The sequence below is a fragment of the Roseateles sp. FW301-B2 genome (genome assembly GCF_058788955.1).
Map to the genome: position 1 here is coordinate 1 of NZ_JBYTBE010000050.1, position 15,055 is coordinate 15,055.

Here is a 15,055-nt window from a genome sequence, read left to right on the forward strand (position 1 = left end):
ACTCTTTCTCATGGGCTCCTCGGGGGATGGAGCCATCTTCTCTTGGAATCAGTGTCTCGAAGAATCCGGGCAGGTCATATTCACACTACCACCGCAGCAAAACATGCCCATCAAGCTCTCATTTGCACTCAGCCTTCTGTGCCTCAGTCTCAGCGCATGCCAGACTACCCCGAAGACCGAGAGTGCCAGCAACGGTCCTGCCAAACAGGAGAGGTCCGCCACGGCAAATGTCGCTTCGCAGGAGGACCCATTTGCCTATATCAAGGCGAACTGGACCGAGCAAAGCATTTCAGTGTTAGCACAGTCGAAACTGCCCGCCAATATTCAACGGGTGCATATGCTGCTAACCCTCCCAAAGGTAGTGAGCAAGTCTCCGTGTCCCATGGCCGAACTTCTTGAGGTTAGGGCGACAGTTGCGGATGGCAAGGAAGTAGAGGCCTGGACGACGCGCGTTTGCGGCAAGGTAGAGGAGTATCTAGCCACGTCGATTCCAGACAAGTGAGAGAAGTTGTGCAATTGAGGCCTAACCTCCCGCTAAACCGGACCCGCAACGGCATGCTGCTTTCGGGTCGAATTCCATTCTGGCCCTCCGGCATCATGCCGTTGCGGGACGATTAGCTTCAACGCTAGGCCGCTGACGAGATGGTGCCATCAGTCCAAAAAACTCTTGACCTCACTCCGGAGCTCCTGCGAGCGACCGCGGAAGAGCTTGGTTGGCTTGAATCTAGCGAGTCGTTAATCGTTCAGAGAATTGAGGCGTTGGCGGATCCATCGTCATTACCTCAAGCATCGCAACGGACGAGAGCGTTGCTCAAGGGATCTTTACTTCTGTATCTGTTCGCCATCTGGGAAGCACACCTTCCGCCGGACTTTAAAGAATGGATGACTGAACTTGAGTTGCAAGAGTTCGAGGCGTACGAGCACATACGAGACTCGGTCGCTCACGCCAAACTTGGCCAGCGCGCCGAATTCAGAAGGAGGCGAAAGGCATTTGAGGCCTTTCACCCATTTGCAGGTGTGTCCTGGGATTCACATACTGACGCAATAGACATCGCGGACTCTTTCGTAGTGAACGAATTCTTCAGCTTCATGATGGGCATGTCCGCGCAATTGGCCGGCCGGATCCATGGTGATGTCAAACCGATTCGGAAGTGAACGTGAGCAATCAGTTTGCGGCCCATAAAGTGCGGCCCGACCAATTACAGGGACTTCCCGCTGCGTCAAGACCGTCGCATTGAATTTATTCTCATCAAGACCTGACCCTGGTTGATCGCTGTTGCACACGCCGACGTTTGAAGGACTGACCAGAGAACAAACTGCCACTCTAGAAACGGCCTTTTTGCATGCGTCGCCACCCGCGGCGAACGTGAGCCCGAACCGCCGCTCGATCCGCCTCGCATCCAAGCTCGTACTCCCTTCCTCACAGCCGGTCAACGTCACATGAAACTACTGCCCGCCATCTTGATCGCCCTCGTGCTTGCCCAGGCACATACCGTGCATGCCGAGCCATCGGCCATAGCGACGCTGGCTGGCCAGTGGGCGGTCGACGTCTCGCGCCTGCCCATCCCCGCCGAAGTGCGCCCGCGAAGTGTCACGCTCACATTTGCGGAAGCGGCAGGCGGCCGCCTGGCGACCAGGGTCGAGGTGGTGGATGCTGCCGGCGCCATCAGCTACGGCGAGAGCGTGGCCGAACTCAATGGCAGCCCAGTGGCCGTCAAGGGCAACCTCGAAGCCGACACGGCTGCCGCAGCGATGCCAGCGCCTGGCGTGCTGATCATGCAGCTGGCCAGAAGCGGGGTGCCGGGGTCGACGCGCGTCTACACGGTGGCCGCCGATCGAAAGTCCATGATCGAGACCGCGGCCAACTTCGGCGACGACGGCCGCCCCTTCATGCGCACCAACTACTTCAGCCGTTTGCGCTAGCTGTCGATTTGTCTGGCACTGCTTCGTCGTCGCCTTATCGGGATCCACCCACATCAGGAGAAAAGGCCATGCGATTCATCATCACGGCACAGGCAAGTACGGACACGAAGGCGGCCGAGCAGCCCGCGGGCTTCGACGCGGAACTCTTCAAGGCCTATATGCGCTTCAACGAGGAGATGCACCGTGCCGGCGTTCTGGTCGCCTCCGAGGGCCTCAACCCTGCGGCGCCGGGCGCCCGCGTCGCGGTAGCCGATGGCAGGCGCTATGTGGTGGACGGGCCCTTCGCGGAGTCGAAGGAACTGGTCGGCGGCTTCTACCTCATCGAGGTGGGCTCGCTGGACGAGGCGATCCAATGGGCGCTGCGCGCGCCGTCCGGTTTCGGCTCGGACGATATCCTGGAGGTTCGCCAGCTCACCGGCGCGGCCGACCTGCCGCCCGAGATCCTCAAGCTCATCGACGCGGCGGCGCCGACGTGGAGCGCCGCGGTCTGGCGTGCAAGGCCATAACGAAAGAAGACAGAAAGAAAGGCTTCCGCCCATGATCACCTGCCATCTCCGCTATGTCCTCGATCCGAGCAAGATCGAGGAGTTCGAGCATTACGGCAAGCTCTGGATTCCGCTCGTGCGCAAGTTTGGCGGCATCCACCACGGCTATCTGCTGCCCTCGGAGGGCGCCAGCAATATCGCGCTGGCCTCGTTCTCGTTCCCCTCGCTCGCCGCCTACGAGGACTACCGCAAAAAGTCCTTCGGCGACCCCGAATGCCAGGCCGCCTTCAGATATGCGGAGCAAACGCGTTGCTTCCTCAGCTACGAGCGCAGCTTCTTCCGGCCGGTGTTCGAGTAACTGAAACGGCGGCCCTTCGCCGGTAGCGCCGGCAGCGCCCGCTCAGAGCCGGGCGTATTGCCCCGTCACGCCGTCCATCACCTGCAGGATGCGCTCGCTGGCCGTGAACACCTCGCCCTGCGCGCGCGCGTCGGCCTGGGCCGGGCGCAGGCCGCGTAGTGCGGCGCTGAAGAAGGCGTACTGCTGCTCCACCAGTTCCAGGCCCTGCCGGATGGCGTCGTTGTTGTCGCTGGCCGCCTTGAGCTGGGCATGCGCGGCCTGGAATTCCTGCTGGGCCTGGGCCAGCACCCTGACCTGCGCATCGGCATGGGCAACGCCCCAGCTGGCGGCGAGATAGCTGGCCGCCATGCGCTGGCTGAGCATGCGCTGGCGCCCCGCCAGGTTGACCAGGCGGCCAACCGTCTGCTTGCCCGAGAGCTGCTCCAGCTGTTCGGTGCCCTGATGGGCCAGGGCCAGCACCTTGTCGCCGGCGGCCAGCAGCGCGTCCGCGGCAGCCTTGCGGGGGGCCTGACCGACCAGGGTGAGCTTGTAGACGCTCCAGCCCGCGTCCAGCTCGGCATAGACGGCGCGCGGGCCGCTGGCGCTGGCGAAGGCGCGCAGCTCGACCAACGCGCGGTCGAACTGCGCCATCGATTCGGCCAGCACCTTTTCGGCCTGCTCGGTCCGAACCCCCTGGCCCAGGGCCAGCCAGGCGCTGGCACAGCGCTGGCTCAGCATGCGCTGGCGGCCGGCCTTGTTGATGGCGTCGTTCAGATCCTTGACCTGGGCCAGGGCCGGCTTTGTGCCCACCAGCGCGGGCAGCAGGACGACAGTTAGGAGGGAACGGCGGGCAATGGGCATGGGATCTCCCCGGTGTTTGCGCAACAGGCCTTGCAAATCGCAAGCAAGCCAATTTCGCAATATCGGTGATCCGAGCGGCGCTGACCTTGATGTGGTTTGGGTTCGCGCAATCCGCGCCTCAGCCCGCCAGGGCCACGTAGACCTCCTGCACATCGTCGTTGGCGTCGATGGCGGCGAGAAAGGCTTCCACTTCTTCCAGCTCGGCCGCGCCCAGCGTCACCGGGTTCTTGGGCCGGTAGCCCAGCTTGGCCGAGTTGACGTTGAAGCCCTGCGCCGGCAGCGCGCGGCAGACCAGGTCGAGGTCGGCCGCATCGGTATAGAACTGCGCACCACCGCCCTCGCCGCTCTCTTCTTCATCCGCTTCCAGCAGCTCGAAGTCCTGCGCGCCCGCCTCGATGGCGGCCAGCTCGGCGTCGGCATCGGGCCGGGTGGGGCTGGCCTCGATGATGCCCACGTGGTCGAAATCCCAGCTCACCGAGCCGCTCACGCCCAGCTGGCCCTTGCGGAACAGCACGCGCATCTCGGGCGCGGTGCGGTTCACGTTGTCGGTCAGGCATTCGACGATCACCGCCACGCGGTGCGGCGCAAAGCCCTCGTAGGTGACGCGCTCGAAGTTCACCGCGTCGCCCAGCAGGCCGGCGCCCTTCTTGATGGCGCGCTCCAGCGTCTCGCGCGGCATCGAGGCCTTCTTGGCCTGTTCCACCACCATGCGCAGCCGCGCATTCATGTCGGGGTCGGCGCCATTGCGCGCCGCCAGCATGATTTCCTTGGACAGCTTGGTGAACATGCGGCCCTTGGCATTGGCCGCGATGTCCTTGTGTTTGGCCTTCCACTGTGCGCCCATGTTTTTGCTCAACTCCGGTTTCTTGATGGCGCAGGGTTATACACCCTGGGGCGGCCTCAAGCCTTGAGCATGGGCCAAATGCTCGCCAACAGCAGCACGGCCATGGTGGTGTTGAAGGCGCGGCGTTTGGCCGGCTCGGCCAGTTGGCGGCTCAGCCGGGCGCCGGCATAGGTCCAGACCGCGATGCATGGGAAGTTCACCAGCGCGCACACCAGCGCCAGCAGGCAGGCCGCCAGCGCCCCCTCGCCGGGCGCCAGAAAACCCGCCACCGCCCCGATGGCCATCATCCAGGCCTTGGGGTTGACCCACTGGAAGCCGGCCGCAGCCCAGAAGCCCATGCGCGGCCCGGCGGCCACGGCCGATGCTTCAGCGTCCACGCCGGCACGCGGCGCCTCGGCACGCCAGAGGCGCCAGGCCAGCCAGACCAGATAGGCGATGCCCACGGCCTTCATCGCCAGGCCCACCCGGGGCCATTGCAGCAGCAGCGCGCCCAGGCCCAGGCCGGTGGCGGCCAGCAGCACCATGAAGCCGATGCTGATGCCCAGCATATGCGGCGTGCTGGCCTTGAAGCCATGGTTCACGCCGGAGGCCAGCAGCATCATGTTGTTGGGGCCGGGCGTGATGGAGGTGACGGTGGCAAACGCGGCCACGGCGAGCAGGGTGGGCAGATCCATCATGGTGACAAAAAGCAGGCTGGCGGGAATGCCTACAGTCTGATGCCTCAAACAGTACAGCACCAATACAGTTGGACGCACAGCGCCCTGTGCTGTGACGGTGGCGCCGGCAACACAGCCGGCCTGCCCCGCGCCGCGGTGACAATGGCGGCATGAGTTCCGCCGCGCCTGTTGCACCCACTCGCCTACAGCTCTACCTCAACCTGATCCGCTGGGATCGCCCGGCCGGCACCTGGCTGCTGCTGTGGCCCACGCTGGCGGCGCTGTGGATCGCCGCGGACGGCTGGCCCGGCTGGCATCTGCTGCTGGTGTTCTCGCTGGGCACCCTGCTGATGCGCTCGGCCGGCTGCTGCATCAACGATGTGGCCGACCGCGAGTTCGACAAGCATGTCAAGCGCACCGCGCAGCGCCCCGTCACCAGCGGGGCGGTGTCGGTGAAGGAGGCGCTGCTGCTGGGGGCAGGTCTTGCGCTGGCGGCCTTCGGCCTGGTGCTGACGACCAATGCGCCCACCATCCTGCTCTCCTTCGCGGCGCTGGCGGTGGCCTGCCTCTACCCCTATGCCAAGCGCGTGCTGAGCATGCCGCAGGCCGTGCTGGGCGTGGCCTTCAGCTTCGGCATCCCGATGGCCTTCGCCGCCTCGCTGGGCGGCACCGAGTGGAGCCTGGCGGCGATCGGCGCGGCCGTGCCCAAGAGCGCCTGGGCCCTGCTGCTGGGCAATCTGTTCTGGGTGCTGGCCTACGACACCGAGTACGCGATGGTGGATCGCGACGACGACATCAAGATCGGCATCAAGACCTCGGCCCTGACGCTGGGCCGCTGGGATGTGGCCGCGGTGATGGGCTTCTACGCCATCTACCTGCTGAGCTGGGCTTTCCTCGGCCTGCGCCTGGGCCTGGGCCGGGTGTTCCTGCTGGGCATCGCGATCGCGGCGGCCCAGGTGCTGTGGCATTACCAGCTCATCAAGGGCCGCAGCCGCGAGGGCTGCTTCAAGGCCTTCCGCGAGAACCACTGGCTGGGGCTGGCGGTGTTTGCGGGCACGGTGGCGGACCTGGCGTTGCGCTGAGCTCGCGATGCAGCCAGGCGCGCGCCAGTGACCAGTCGCGCTTGACGGTGGCCAGCGAGAGCGCCAGCACCTCGGCGATCTCCTCGTTCTCCAGCCCGCCGAAGAAGCGCAACTCCACCACCTTGGCGGCGCGCGGGTCGAAGGCCTCCAGCGCCAGCAGGGCCTCGTGCACCGCCACCACGTCGCGGTCGGCCGGCAGCGCCAGCTGCTCCATGCCGGAGAGCGTGAGCGCCACCAGCTCGGCATCGCGCTTCTCGGCGCGCCGCGCCAGCTCGTGGTTGACGAGGATGCGCCGCATCATCATCGAGGCCACGGCCAGGAAATGGCTGCGGTTGCGCCACTGGGTGCGCACCTGCTCGGCCATGCGGAACCAGGCCTCGTGCGAGAGCGCGGTGGCCGAGAGCGTATGGCCGGCGTCCTCGCGCCGCAGATGGCCGCGCGCCAGGCGGCGCAGCTCGCCGTAAAGGGCCGCGAACAGCTGGTTGCCCAGCTCGGGGCGCGGCTCCGGCGTCAGCGCCTGCTGCTGGCTGAGCCAGAGCGTCAACTCGTTCAGGTCCGGTGTGGGGCTGCCCTGGTTCACTTTTGGCTTGCTCAGATTTTTTTCGGGGGTGATGAGCTTTTTGCGTGTGCGGCGCGGCGTAAGCGTACAGGTCCGATTTTCTTTTTTGTTCCCTCGCTTCAGGAGCCCGCCATGTCCAAGACGCAACGCCCTTACGCAAAGCAACATCATCATCATCGTCAACTCGCCGCACGCATCGCCATGCTACTCGGGGCCGCGGCCCTGAGCGCCTGCGGCGGCGGCGACCCCGAAGCGCCCGCCACGCCGGCTCCGGCTCCGGCTCCGGCTCCGGCTCCGGCTCCGGCTCCGGCTCCGGCTCCCGCACCCGCACCCGCACCCGCGCCCGCACCTGCACCTGCACCCGCACCCGCACCTGCACCTGCACCCGCACCCGCTCCCACGCCTGCGCCTGCCCCGGCGCCTGCGCCCGCGCCCGCCCCGGCCAGCTGCGGCACCATGAAGACCCTCAGCGCCAGCGCCCTGGCCGCCTTTGACGGCAGCTACGCGGTGAAGGTGTACGACGGCAATAGCTTCAGCGAACTGGGCGGCGGCACGCTGGTGCTGAGCGGCAGCGCCTTGCAGTTCACCCCCGCCGCCGGCCTCAGCGGCTCGACGGCGGCATCCGCGACCGTCAGCGCGGTGTGCGAGAACACCGATGCCAGCGGCAAGGCCATCGGCGTGGTGGCGGTGATCGACGCCAACCGCCACATCGACTTCTTCTCGCCCGCCTTCAGCGGGCTCTACACCTCGGGCAGCGATCTGGGCAGCAGCGGCAATCGCTATATGCAAGGCAGCACGGCCAAGGCCGGCGGCGCCGCAAGCCCGGGCGCCGGCAGCAATGAATGCGCCCCGCTGGTGGCCAAGGCCGGCGATTCGGTGACCTACCGCCAGAGCGCCAACCAGGCCGGCTCCACGCCATACACGGTCAAGTACGACTTCAGCGCCGGCAGCTACAAGGGCCAGGCGGCCACCGTCGGCACGGTCAGCGTGGTGGGTGTGACGGCCGCGCAGGCGGGCGTCGGCAACTTCTATCTGGACCCCGTCACCGGCGTGGCGCTGGGCCAGGACGCCGCCGCGGCGGGCGCCAACGACACCGTCACCAGCTACGATCCGCCGGACTGGCAGCAGCGCCTCACCAATGCGGGCATCCCGGGCGGCAGCAGCGGCAAGATCAATGTCACCGCCACCATCACCGGCAAGAGCGTCACCGATGCCTTCGCACCGCTGGGCGGCGCCAGCGCCATCGTGATGAAGTACGAGTTCGTGGTGAACCGCGACGCCAATGAGAGCGTCAGCACCGCGGCCGGCAGCTTTGCCAACGCCTGCAAGTTCCGCGTCGAGTTCGCGCTCAAGGACTTCCAGGTGCAGGGCCCGGCCGCCAGCAGCCCGCTGCTGGCCACCATGCTGCCCATCCTGCAATCCAGCTTCGCAGTGCCCACCAACACCACGCTGTGGACCAGCAATGCCGTGCCCTTCATGCTGCCCAAGAGCGTGACCACGATGACGCTGGCGGCGCCGGTCGGCACGGTCATCAGCACGCAGGAATTGATCGCGGTCACGAAGGCGCCGCGTTGAGCCAGAAACAGGGGTCAGGTCATGCCCCCGTGCCGGCCGGCGCGGGGGCAAATGCGCATAGCCAGGCCCCGCCACGCTGCACAAGATAGCGCCCATGAATGCCCAACTCTGGCCCCGCATCAAGGCCCTGTTCGAGGCCGCCATGGCCCAACCCGGCGCGCAGCGCGAAGCCTGGCTGCACGCCCAGCAGGCCGAGCCCGAGGTGCTGGCCGAGGTGCTCTCGCTGCTGGCCCACAGCACCGCGATGGCGCCCGACACCGGCTTCCTGGCCACGCCCGTCCCGCAGCCCGCATCTTCCTTCGCCTCCGCGGCCCAGCCCGGCCTGCGCCTGGGCGCCTGGGCGCTGCGCGAGCAGCTCGGCAGCGGCGGCATGGGCGAGGTCTGGCGGGCCGGCCGGGCCGATGGCGCCTACCAGGGCGAGGCGGCCGTCAAGCTGCTCAAGCGCGGCATGGACTCGGCCGCCGTGCTGCGCCGCTTTGCGCAGGAGCAGCAGGCGCTGGCGCGGCTCGACCATCCGCATATCGCGCGCCTGCTGGACGCCGGCCTCAGCCCCGAGGGCCTGCCCTATTTCGTGATGGAGCTGGTGCATGGCCAGCCCATCGACCGCGCCTGCGCCGGCCTGGCGCTGGAGGCGCGGCTGGCGCTGTTCCTGCAGCTGGCCGATGCGGTGGCCTATGCGCACCGCCATCTGCTGGTGCACCGCGACCTCAAGCCCGGCAATGTGCTGGTGAATGCCGAGGGCCAGGTGAAGCTGCTGGACTTCGGCATCGCCAAGGCGCTCGACCCGCTGGAAGGCGATGGCGATGGCCAGACGCTCGCCGGTGAGCGCCCCTACACCCCGCATTACGCCAGCCCCGAGCAGGTGCGCGGCGAGCCCGTCAGCACCGCCACCGACCTCTACTCGCTGGGCGTGCTGCTCTATGTGATGCTGACCGGCGTGCGCCCCTATGGCCGCGAGGCCAGCACACCGCGCGAGGCCGCCCACAGCGTGCTGCAGGAAGCGCCCACCCGGCCCAGCGCGCTCTCGCCGGCCCTGGTGCCCGACCCCGACTGGCTGGCGCGCCGCCGGCGCCTGCGCGGCGACCTCGACAACATCCTGCTCAAGACCCTGCAGAAGGACGCCGCGCAGCGCTACTCCAGCGTCGAGGCCCTGGCCGAGGATGTGCGCGGCTTTCTGGCCGGGCGCCCGGTCAGCGCCCACCCGCCCTCGCCCGCCTACCTGGCGCTGAAGTTCGTGCAGCGCCATCGCATCGGCACGGCGCTGGGCGGTGCGGCGCTGGCGGCGGTGCTGGGCTTTGCCGGCCTGGCCTGGCAGCAGGCGCGCGCGGCGCAGGAGCGCTTCACACAGGTGCGCCAGCTCGCCAACCAGCTGGTGTTCAAGTACCACGACCAGATCGAGGCCCTGCCCGGCGCCACCAAGGTGCGCGAGGCCCTGCTCACCGATGCCGCCGCCTTTCTGGACCAGCTGAGCCGGTCCGCGCAGGACGACCTGGCGCTGACGCGCGAGCTCGCCGACACCTATTACCGCATCAGCCGCCTGCAGGGGGTCGACCAGTCCATCAACACCGGCCAGCATGCGCTCGCCGAGGCCAATCTCGACAAGGCCATCGCGCTGTCGCGGCGCTATGCGGCGCGGCCCGACACCAGCATCACCGAGCTCAGCAGCGTCATCAGCATGCATGCCAGCAAGGGCGAGGTCTGGCAGCATCGCGGCCGCATGGGGCAGGCCGACGCGGCCCTGCGCGAGGGCCTGCCGCTGCTGGAGCGCGCCCTGCAGCGCGACGCCAAGGACACCTGGGCGCTGGCCAGCGCGATCAGCCTGCACGGCATCCATGCGCGCATCCTCGGCAACCAGCTGGGCCACGCCAGCCTGGGCCGCTGGCGCGAGGCCTGCAGCAGCGCCGAGCGCGCGCGCAGCGCCGCCGACGCCACGCTGGCGGCCGACCCCGCCAACGTCTACCTGCCCGACACCATCGCCTTCACCCTCGGCGAGCTGGCGCAGTGCAAGCTGATGCAGGCCGACTGGGCCGCGGCCGAGGCGCTGTTCAAGCGCCAGATCGAGCTGCGCGACCAGATGGCCGCCAAGATGCCCGACGACATGGACTTCCGCTACCAGCGCGCGGTGGCGCGCGGCCAGCTGGCGCGCACACTGGCCCTGCAGGGCCGGCATGCCGAGGCCGCGACCCTGCTGGCCGCGGCGCAGCAGCAGATGCGCGCGGCCGTGGCGATGGACCATGGCAACGAGGGCGGGCAACGCCGCCTCGATGCGCTGGACACCGGCGCGCTGGCCCTGCAGGTGATGGCGGGCGATGTGGCGCAGGCGCGCGCCACCGCGGCGGCGCTGCTGCCGCGCCTGCCGCCGCCCGCGGGCCCGGCCGCCGAGGCCGCCAGCGCCGACTTTGCGCGGCGCCGGCCGCGCGCCGAGGCCCTGCTGTGGGCCGCGCGCGCCTGGTTGCCGGCCGATGCGGCGCGCGCCGCCGGCCTGGCACAGGAGGCCGCCGCGCTGATGCAGGCCCCCGCCGCCGGCGACGACAACGCCTCGCGCCGCTGGCTGCAGGCCATGGCGCTGACCGAGCAGGCCCAGGCCAGCGCATCGCAGCGCGCCCAGGCCCTGGCCCTGGTGCAGGCGGCGCTGCAGGCCTGGGGCGTGGGCCCGGACCTTGGCGAGAGCGGCGCGCCCGCCGTGCCGCCCCTGCTGGCGCCCTGGCTGGCGCGCACCCAGGCGCTGGCGCGCGTGCTCAGGGCCAGTGACGCTTGAACACCGCGGCCACGCTGGGGTGCTGCTCGATCGCCAGCAGGGTGGCGTAGAAGGCCGGCCGCTGCGCCTGCAGATGCGGGCGTGTGCCCGACCATTTCGACACCACCGCGGCCAGCAGGTCCAGCGCGCCGGGCGCCGCCCCGCTCAGGAACATGGGCCGGGGTGGAAACTGGTCGGCAAAGATCTCCCAATGCCGGTGCAGCTGATCGCGCGTGCCCTGGCGCAGCGCCTCGATCGCCGCCGCATCGCGGCTGCGCGTCCAGCGCTCGGGATAGTCGCTGATGCTGATGGCGCTGTAGCAGTTGGCCGCGATGAAGACCAGGCCGCGCAGCACCTGGGCGCGCGCCATGGTCTCGGCCGGCAGCAGGCCGGAGCCCGGATGCAGCAAGCCCAGATGCATCAGGATCGCCGCGCTCTCGGTCAGCACGCTGCCATCGGGCAGCAGCAGCGTGGGGATCTGCAGCAGCGGGTTGTGGCGGCGCAGCTCGTCCTGGGCCGCATCGGCCTCGCCCCAGCTGCTGGCCTGCACCAGGCGGTGCTCGCAACCCGCCAGCAGCAGCGCCGCCTCCACCGCCGCCGAACCCGAGCCCTGGGTACCGAACAAGGTGTAGATCTCGCTCATGGCCGCTTGCTCCCTGCTATTGCTTGGGCGCGGAGTCCCAATGCTCGGTGATGCGCCCGTCCCGCACACGGAACAGGTCGAACCAGGTGGTGGTGTATTTGAGCGTCTTGTCCTTGGGGTCGGGGCGCTCGCTCACAAAGCTCAGCATCACCAGCTCGCCCTCGGCCACCATGGCCACCAGGGGCGCGGCCACGCGCGGCCGGATCTCCGTCGGCTTGGCAAACTGGCCGAAGAACCTGACGAAGCCCTCGCGCCCCGTCGGCACATTGGGGTTGTGCTGCGCATAGCCCTCGGCCAGGTAGTTGGCGGCCAGCTCCAGATGGCCGGCCTCCAGCACCTCGCGCCAGAAGTCGTAGACCAGCTGCTTGTTGGCGGCGAGCCGGGCATCGGCGCTGGCCAGCAGGGCGGCGTGATCGGGGTTGGCCTGCACGGGCAGCTGGGCCCGGGCCGGCAGGCTGGGAACTGCCAGCGCCAGGGCGAGGCAGAGCGGTGCGATCCGGGTGGCGATGACGATGTTCATGCGGCCATCTTGCCGCAAGCCCGCGGGCAAGGCGACTCGTCATGGTGCGCAGGCCGGGCCCGGCTATGGCCGCCATAGGCGCAATTGCGTTGCCGCTGCGCTAACGCACTCCTAGACTGGCCTCCACCGCCAATCGCAAGCAGGAGTCAGCCATGTCATCAGCAGAATCGAAGTGCCCGTTCGCGGGTGAAGCCCGCCGCCACAACAGCGTCGCCGGCGCCCCGTCCAACGCCGACTGGTGGCCGCAGCAGCTCAAGCTGAGCATCCTGCACCAGCACTCGCCGCGCTCCAACCCGATGGGCGAGGACTTCGACTACGCCAAGGAATTCCAGAGCCTGGACCTCGACGCCGTGGTCAAGGACCTGCATGCCCTGATGACGGCTTCGCAGGACTGGTGGCCGGCCGACTGGGGCCATTACGGCGGCCTGATGATACGCATGGCCTGGCATGCGGCGGGCACCTACCGCGTCAGTGACGGGCGCGGCGGCGCCGGCACCGGCAACCAGCGCTTCGCGCCGCTCAACAGCTGGCCCGACAACGGCAATCTCGACAAGGCGCGGCGCCTGCTCTGGCCGATCAAGCAGAAGTACGGCCGCAAGCTCTCCTGGGCCGACCTGATGATCCTGGCCGGCAATGTCGCGCTGGAATCGATGGGCTTCAAGACCTTCGGCTTCGGCGGCGGCCGCGCCGACATCTGGGCGCCCGAGGAAGACATCTACTGGGGCTCCGAGAACAGCTGGCTGGGCGAGCAGCGCTACAGCGGCGAGCGCCAGCTCGAGAACCCGCTGGCCGCCGTGCAGATGGGCCTGATCTATGTGAACCCGGAGGGCCCCAACGGCAACCCCGACCCGGTGGCCTCGGGCCGCGATGTGCGCGAGACCTTTGCCCGCATGGCCATGGACGATGAGGAGACCGTGGCCCTGGTGGCCGGCGGCCATACCTTCGGCAAGGCCCATGGCGCGGGCGATCCCAAGCTGGTGGGCCCCGAACCCGAGGGCGCACCGATCGAGCAACAGGGCCTGGGCTGGAAGAACGGCTTCGGCTCCGGCAAGGGGGTGCACACCACCACCAGCGGCATCGAGGGCGCCTGGAAGCCCAACCCGACGCGCTGGGACATGGGCTATTTCGACATGCTGTTCGGCTACGAATGGGCGCTCACCAAGAGCCCGGCCGGTGCGCATCAATGGGTGGCGCAGAACGTCCGGCCCGAGCACCTGATTCCGGACGCGCATGACCCGAGCAAGCAGCACCCGCCGATGATGACCACGGCCGATCTCTCGCTGCGCTTCGACCCCGCCTACGAGAAGATCTCGCGCCGCTACCATGCCGACCCGCAGGCCTTTGCCGACGCCTTTGCGCGCGCCTGGTTCAAGCTGACGCACCGCGATATGGGCCCGCGCGCACGCTACCTCGGCCCCCTGGTGCCGCGCGAGGAACTGATCTGGCAGGACCCGATCCCGGCGCTGGATCATGCGCTGATCGATGCGCAGGACATCGCCGCGCTGAAGACCCGCCTGCTGAGCGCGGGCCTGAGCATCGCGCAGCTGGTCGGCACCGCCTGGGCCTCGGCCTCGACCTTCCGCGGCTCCGACAAGCGCGGCGGCGCCAATGGCGCGCGCATCCGCCTCGCGCCGCAAAAGGACTGGGCCGCCAACCAGCCGGCCGAGCTGGCCAAGGTGCTGCCGGTGCTGGAAGCGATTCAGCAGGACTTCAACGCCAAGGCCGAGGGCGGTAAGAAGGTCTCGCTGGCCGACCTGATCGTGCTGGGCGGCTGCGCGGCCGTGGAGGCCGCGGCGCTGCAGGCCGGGCAGGTGGTGGCGGTGCCCTTCACCCCCGGCCGCATGGATGCCACGCAGGCGCAGACTGACGTGGCCTCCTTCGCCGTGCTGGAGCCGCGCGCCGACGGCTTCCGCAACTATGTGCAGCCGGGGCTGGAGGGCGTGGCGGCCGAGCTGCTGCTGGACAAGGCCCAGCAGCTGAGCCTCAGTGCGCCCGAGATGACGGTGCTGATCGGCGGCCTGCGCGTGCTCGGCGCCAACGTCGGCGGCAGCCCGCATGGCCAGTTCACGCAGCGCCCCGGCGCCTTGAGCAACGACTTCTTCGTGAATCTGCTCGACATGGGCACCAGCTGGCAGAAGCTGGCCGGCAGCGACGGTCTGCTGGAGGGGCGCGAGCGGGCCAGCGGCGCGCCGAAATGGACCGGCACGGTGGTGGACCTGGTGTTCGGCTCGAACTCGCAGCTGCGCGCGCTGGCCGAGGTCTATGCCAGCAGCGACGCCCAGCCGGCCTTTGTGCGCGACTTCGTGGCGGCCTGGCACAAGGTCATGGAGCTGGACCGCTTCGAACGTGCGCCGGAGCTCGCCCATGCCTGACGGCCTGGTGCTCGATCTGCTGGCCCATCATCCCGAGGCCCTGGCCGAGCTGGCCGAGCTGTTTGAGGCCGAGTGGCCGGCCTGGTATCGCGGCGGCCGTGGCAACGCCCGGCAGGACCTGCAGGCCTATGCCCACAAGGGCGCGCTCCCGGTCGGCGTGCTTGCGCTGCGCGCGGGGGCGGTGTGCGGCGTCGCGGCGCTCAAGGCCGAGTCCATCCCCAGCCACCGGCATCTGTCGCCCTGGGCCGCGGCCGGGCTCGTGCCGGCCGCGCTGCGCGGGCAAGGCATCGGCCTGCAGCTGCTGCTTGCGCTGGAGCAGCAGGCCAGGCAGCTGGGCTTTGCGCGCATCTACTGCGGCACCAGCACGGCGGCCACCTTGCTGGAACGCGCCGGCTGGCGAGTCCTGGAACGCATCACGCATGAAGGCAAGGCCTTGGCCATCTACGAGAAGGCGCTCTAGC

At 68.7% G+C, this 15,055-nt stretch carries 16 protein-coding genes; 10 read left to right on the forward strand and 6 right to left on the reverse strand.

All coding sequences use genetic code 11. The features are described 5' to 3' along the window. The 5 genes from AC3WQY_RS23010 to AC3WQY_RS23030 form a co-directional block, all read left to right on the forward strand. Positions 1-502 (forward strand): hypothetical protein (locus AC3WQY_RS23010; RefSeq protein ID WP_492710873.1); only part of this gene is annotated, 502 nt, incomplete at its 5' end. A gap of 140 nt (positions 503-642) precedes the next feature. Beyond that, positions 643-1,155 carry a hypothetical protein gene (locus tag AC3WQY_RS23015; RefSeq protein WP_285234593.1) on the forward strand — a complete coding sequence of 171 codons (513 nt, stop codon included), beginning with the start codon at positions 643-645 and terminating at the stop codon, positions 1,153-1,155. 285 nt (positions 1,156-1,440) lie between these two features. Next, the gene (locus tag AC3WQY_RS23020) at positions 1,441-1,923 is read left to right on the forward strand and encodes a hypothetical protein (protein WP_492710875.1); all 483 of its coding nucleotides are present in this window, start codon (positions 1,441-1,443) and stop codon (positions 1,921-1,923) included. 68 nt (positions 1,924-1,991) lie between these two features. Beyond that, positions 1,992-2,429 (forward strand): YciI family protein, encoded by a 438-nt coding sequence (locus AC3WQY_RS23025; RefSeq protein ID WP_492710876.1) that lies wholly within the window; start codon positions 1,992-1,994, stop codon positions 2,427-2,429. Between the two features lie 31 nt (positions 2,430-2,460). Next, positions 2,461-2,766 (forward strand): NIPSNAP family protein, encoded by a 306-nt coding sequence (locus tag AC3WQY_RS23030; protein WP_492710878.1) that lies wholly within the window; start codon positions 2,461-2,463, stop codon positions 2,764-2,766. Between the two features lie 42 nt (positions 2,767-2,808). Here AC3WQY_RS23030 and AC3WQY_RS23035 read toward each other — a convergent pair whose 3' ends face one another. The 3 genes from AC3WQY_RS23035 to AC3WQY_RS23045 form a co-directional block, all read right to left on the reverse strand. Then, positions 2,809-3,606: a type IV pili methyl-accepting chemotaxis transducer N-terminal domain-containing protein gene (locus AC3WQY_RS23035; protein ID WP_492710880.1), complete on the reverse strand. Its 798-nt coding sequence runs from the start codon at positions 3,604-3,606 to the stop codon at positions 2,809-2,811. 118 nt (positions 3,607-3,724) lie between these two features. Next, entirely contained in the window at positions 3,725-4,450 is a 726-nt protein-coding gene (locus AC3WQY_RS23040) for a YebC/PmpR family DNA-binding transcriptional regulator (RefSeq protein ID WP_492710913.1), read from the reverse strand. Between the two features lie 56 nt (positions 4,451-4,506). Continuing rightward, positions 4,507-5,127 carry a LysE family translocator gene (locus tag AC3WQY_RS23045; RefSeq protein ID WP_285234587.1) on the reverse strand — a complete coding sequence of 207 codons (621 nt, stop codon included), beginning with the start codon at positions 5,125-5,127 and terminating at the stop codon, positions 4,507-4,509. A 149-nt stretch (positions 5,128-5,276) separates the two neighbouring features. Here AC3WQY_RS23045 and ubiA point away from each other — a divergent pair, with 149 nt between their 5' ends. Beyond that, a complete protein-coding gene (gene ubiA, locus AC3WQY_RS23050) occupies positions 5,277-6,188 on the forward strand; it encodes a 4-hydroxybenzoate octaprenyltransferase (protein ID WP_492710881.1) in 912 nt (303 codons plus the stop codon). On the opposite strand, the gene AC3WQY_RS23055 is transcribed toward ubiA, so the two are convergent. Then, positions 6,112-6,768, reverse strand: coding sequence for an ECF-type sigma factor (locus AC3WQY_RS23055; protein WP_492710883.1), 657 nt, complete (start codon positions 6,766-6,768; stop codon positions 6,112-6,114). The genes ubiA and AC3WQY_RS23055 overlap by 77 nt on opposite strands. Positions 6,769-7,203: 435 nt before the next feature. Between AC3WQY_RS23055 and AC3WQY_RS23060 the strand changes: the two genes are divergently transcribed. Both AC3WQY_RS23060 and AC3WQY_RS23065 read left to right on the forward strand, forming a co-directional pair. Further along, positions 7,204-8,322, forward strand: coding sequence for a hypothetical protein (locus AC3WQY_RS23060; RefSeq protein ID WP_492710884.1), 1,119 nt, complete (start codon positions 7,204-7,206; stop codon positions 8,320-8,322). Positions 8,323-8,416: 94 nt separating this feature from the next. Further along, positions 8,417-11,080 carry a serine/threonine-protein kinase gene (locus AC3WQY_RS23065; protein WP_492710886.1) on the forward strand — a complete coding sequence of 888 codons (2,664 nt, stop codon included), beginning with the start codon at positions 8,417-8,419 and terminating at the stop codon, positions 11,078-11,080. Here the strand turns inward: AC3WQY_RS23065 and AC3WQY_RS23070 are convergent. Together AC3WQY_RS23070 and AC3WQY_RS23075 are read right to left on the reverse strand one after the other, a co-directional pair. Then, positions 11,061-11,702, reverse strand: a complete 642-nt coding sequence (locus AC3WQY_RS23070) for a glutathione S-transferase N-terminal domain-containing protein (protein WP_492710888.1) — start codon at positions 11,700-11,702, stop codon at positions 11,061-11,063. The genes AC3WQY_RS23065 and AC3WQY_RS23070 overlap by 20 nt on opposite strands. A 16-nt stretch (positions 11,703-11,718) precedes the next feature. Next, positions 11,719-12,222: a nuclear transport factor 2 family protein gene (locus tag AC3WQY_RS23075; RefSeq protein WP_492710889.1), complete on the reverse strand. Its 504-nt coding sequence runs from the start codon at positions 12,220-12,222 to the stop codon at positions 11,719-11,721. A gap of 152 nt (positions 12,223-12,374) precedes the next feature. On the opposite strand from AC3WQY_RS23075, the gene katG reads away from it, so the two are divergent. Together katG and AC3WQY_RS23085 are read left to right on the forward strand one after the other, a co-directional pair. Beyond that, on the forward strand, positions 12,375-14,594 hold the full coding sequence (katG, locus tag AC3WQY_RS23080) for a catalase/peroxidase HPI (protein ID WP_492710891.1): 2,220 nt from the start codon (positions 12,375-12,377) through the stop codon (positions 14,592-14,594). Then, complete coding sequence (locus AC3WQY_RS23085; RefSeq protein WP_285234579.1) at positions 14,587-15,054, forward strand: GNAT family N-acetyltransferase; 468 nt, start codon at positions 14,587-14,589, stop codon at positions 15,052-15,054. The genes katG and AC3WQY_RS23085 overlap by 8 nt, the downstream gene beginning before the upstream one ends. Position 15,055 lies beyond the last annotated feature (1 nt).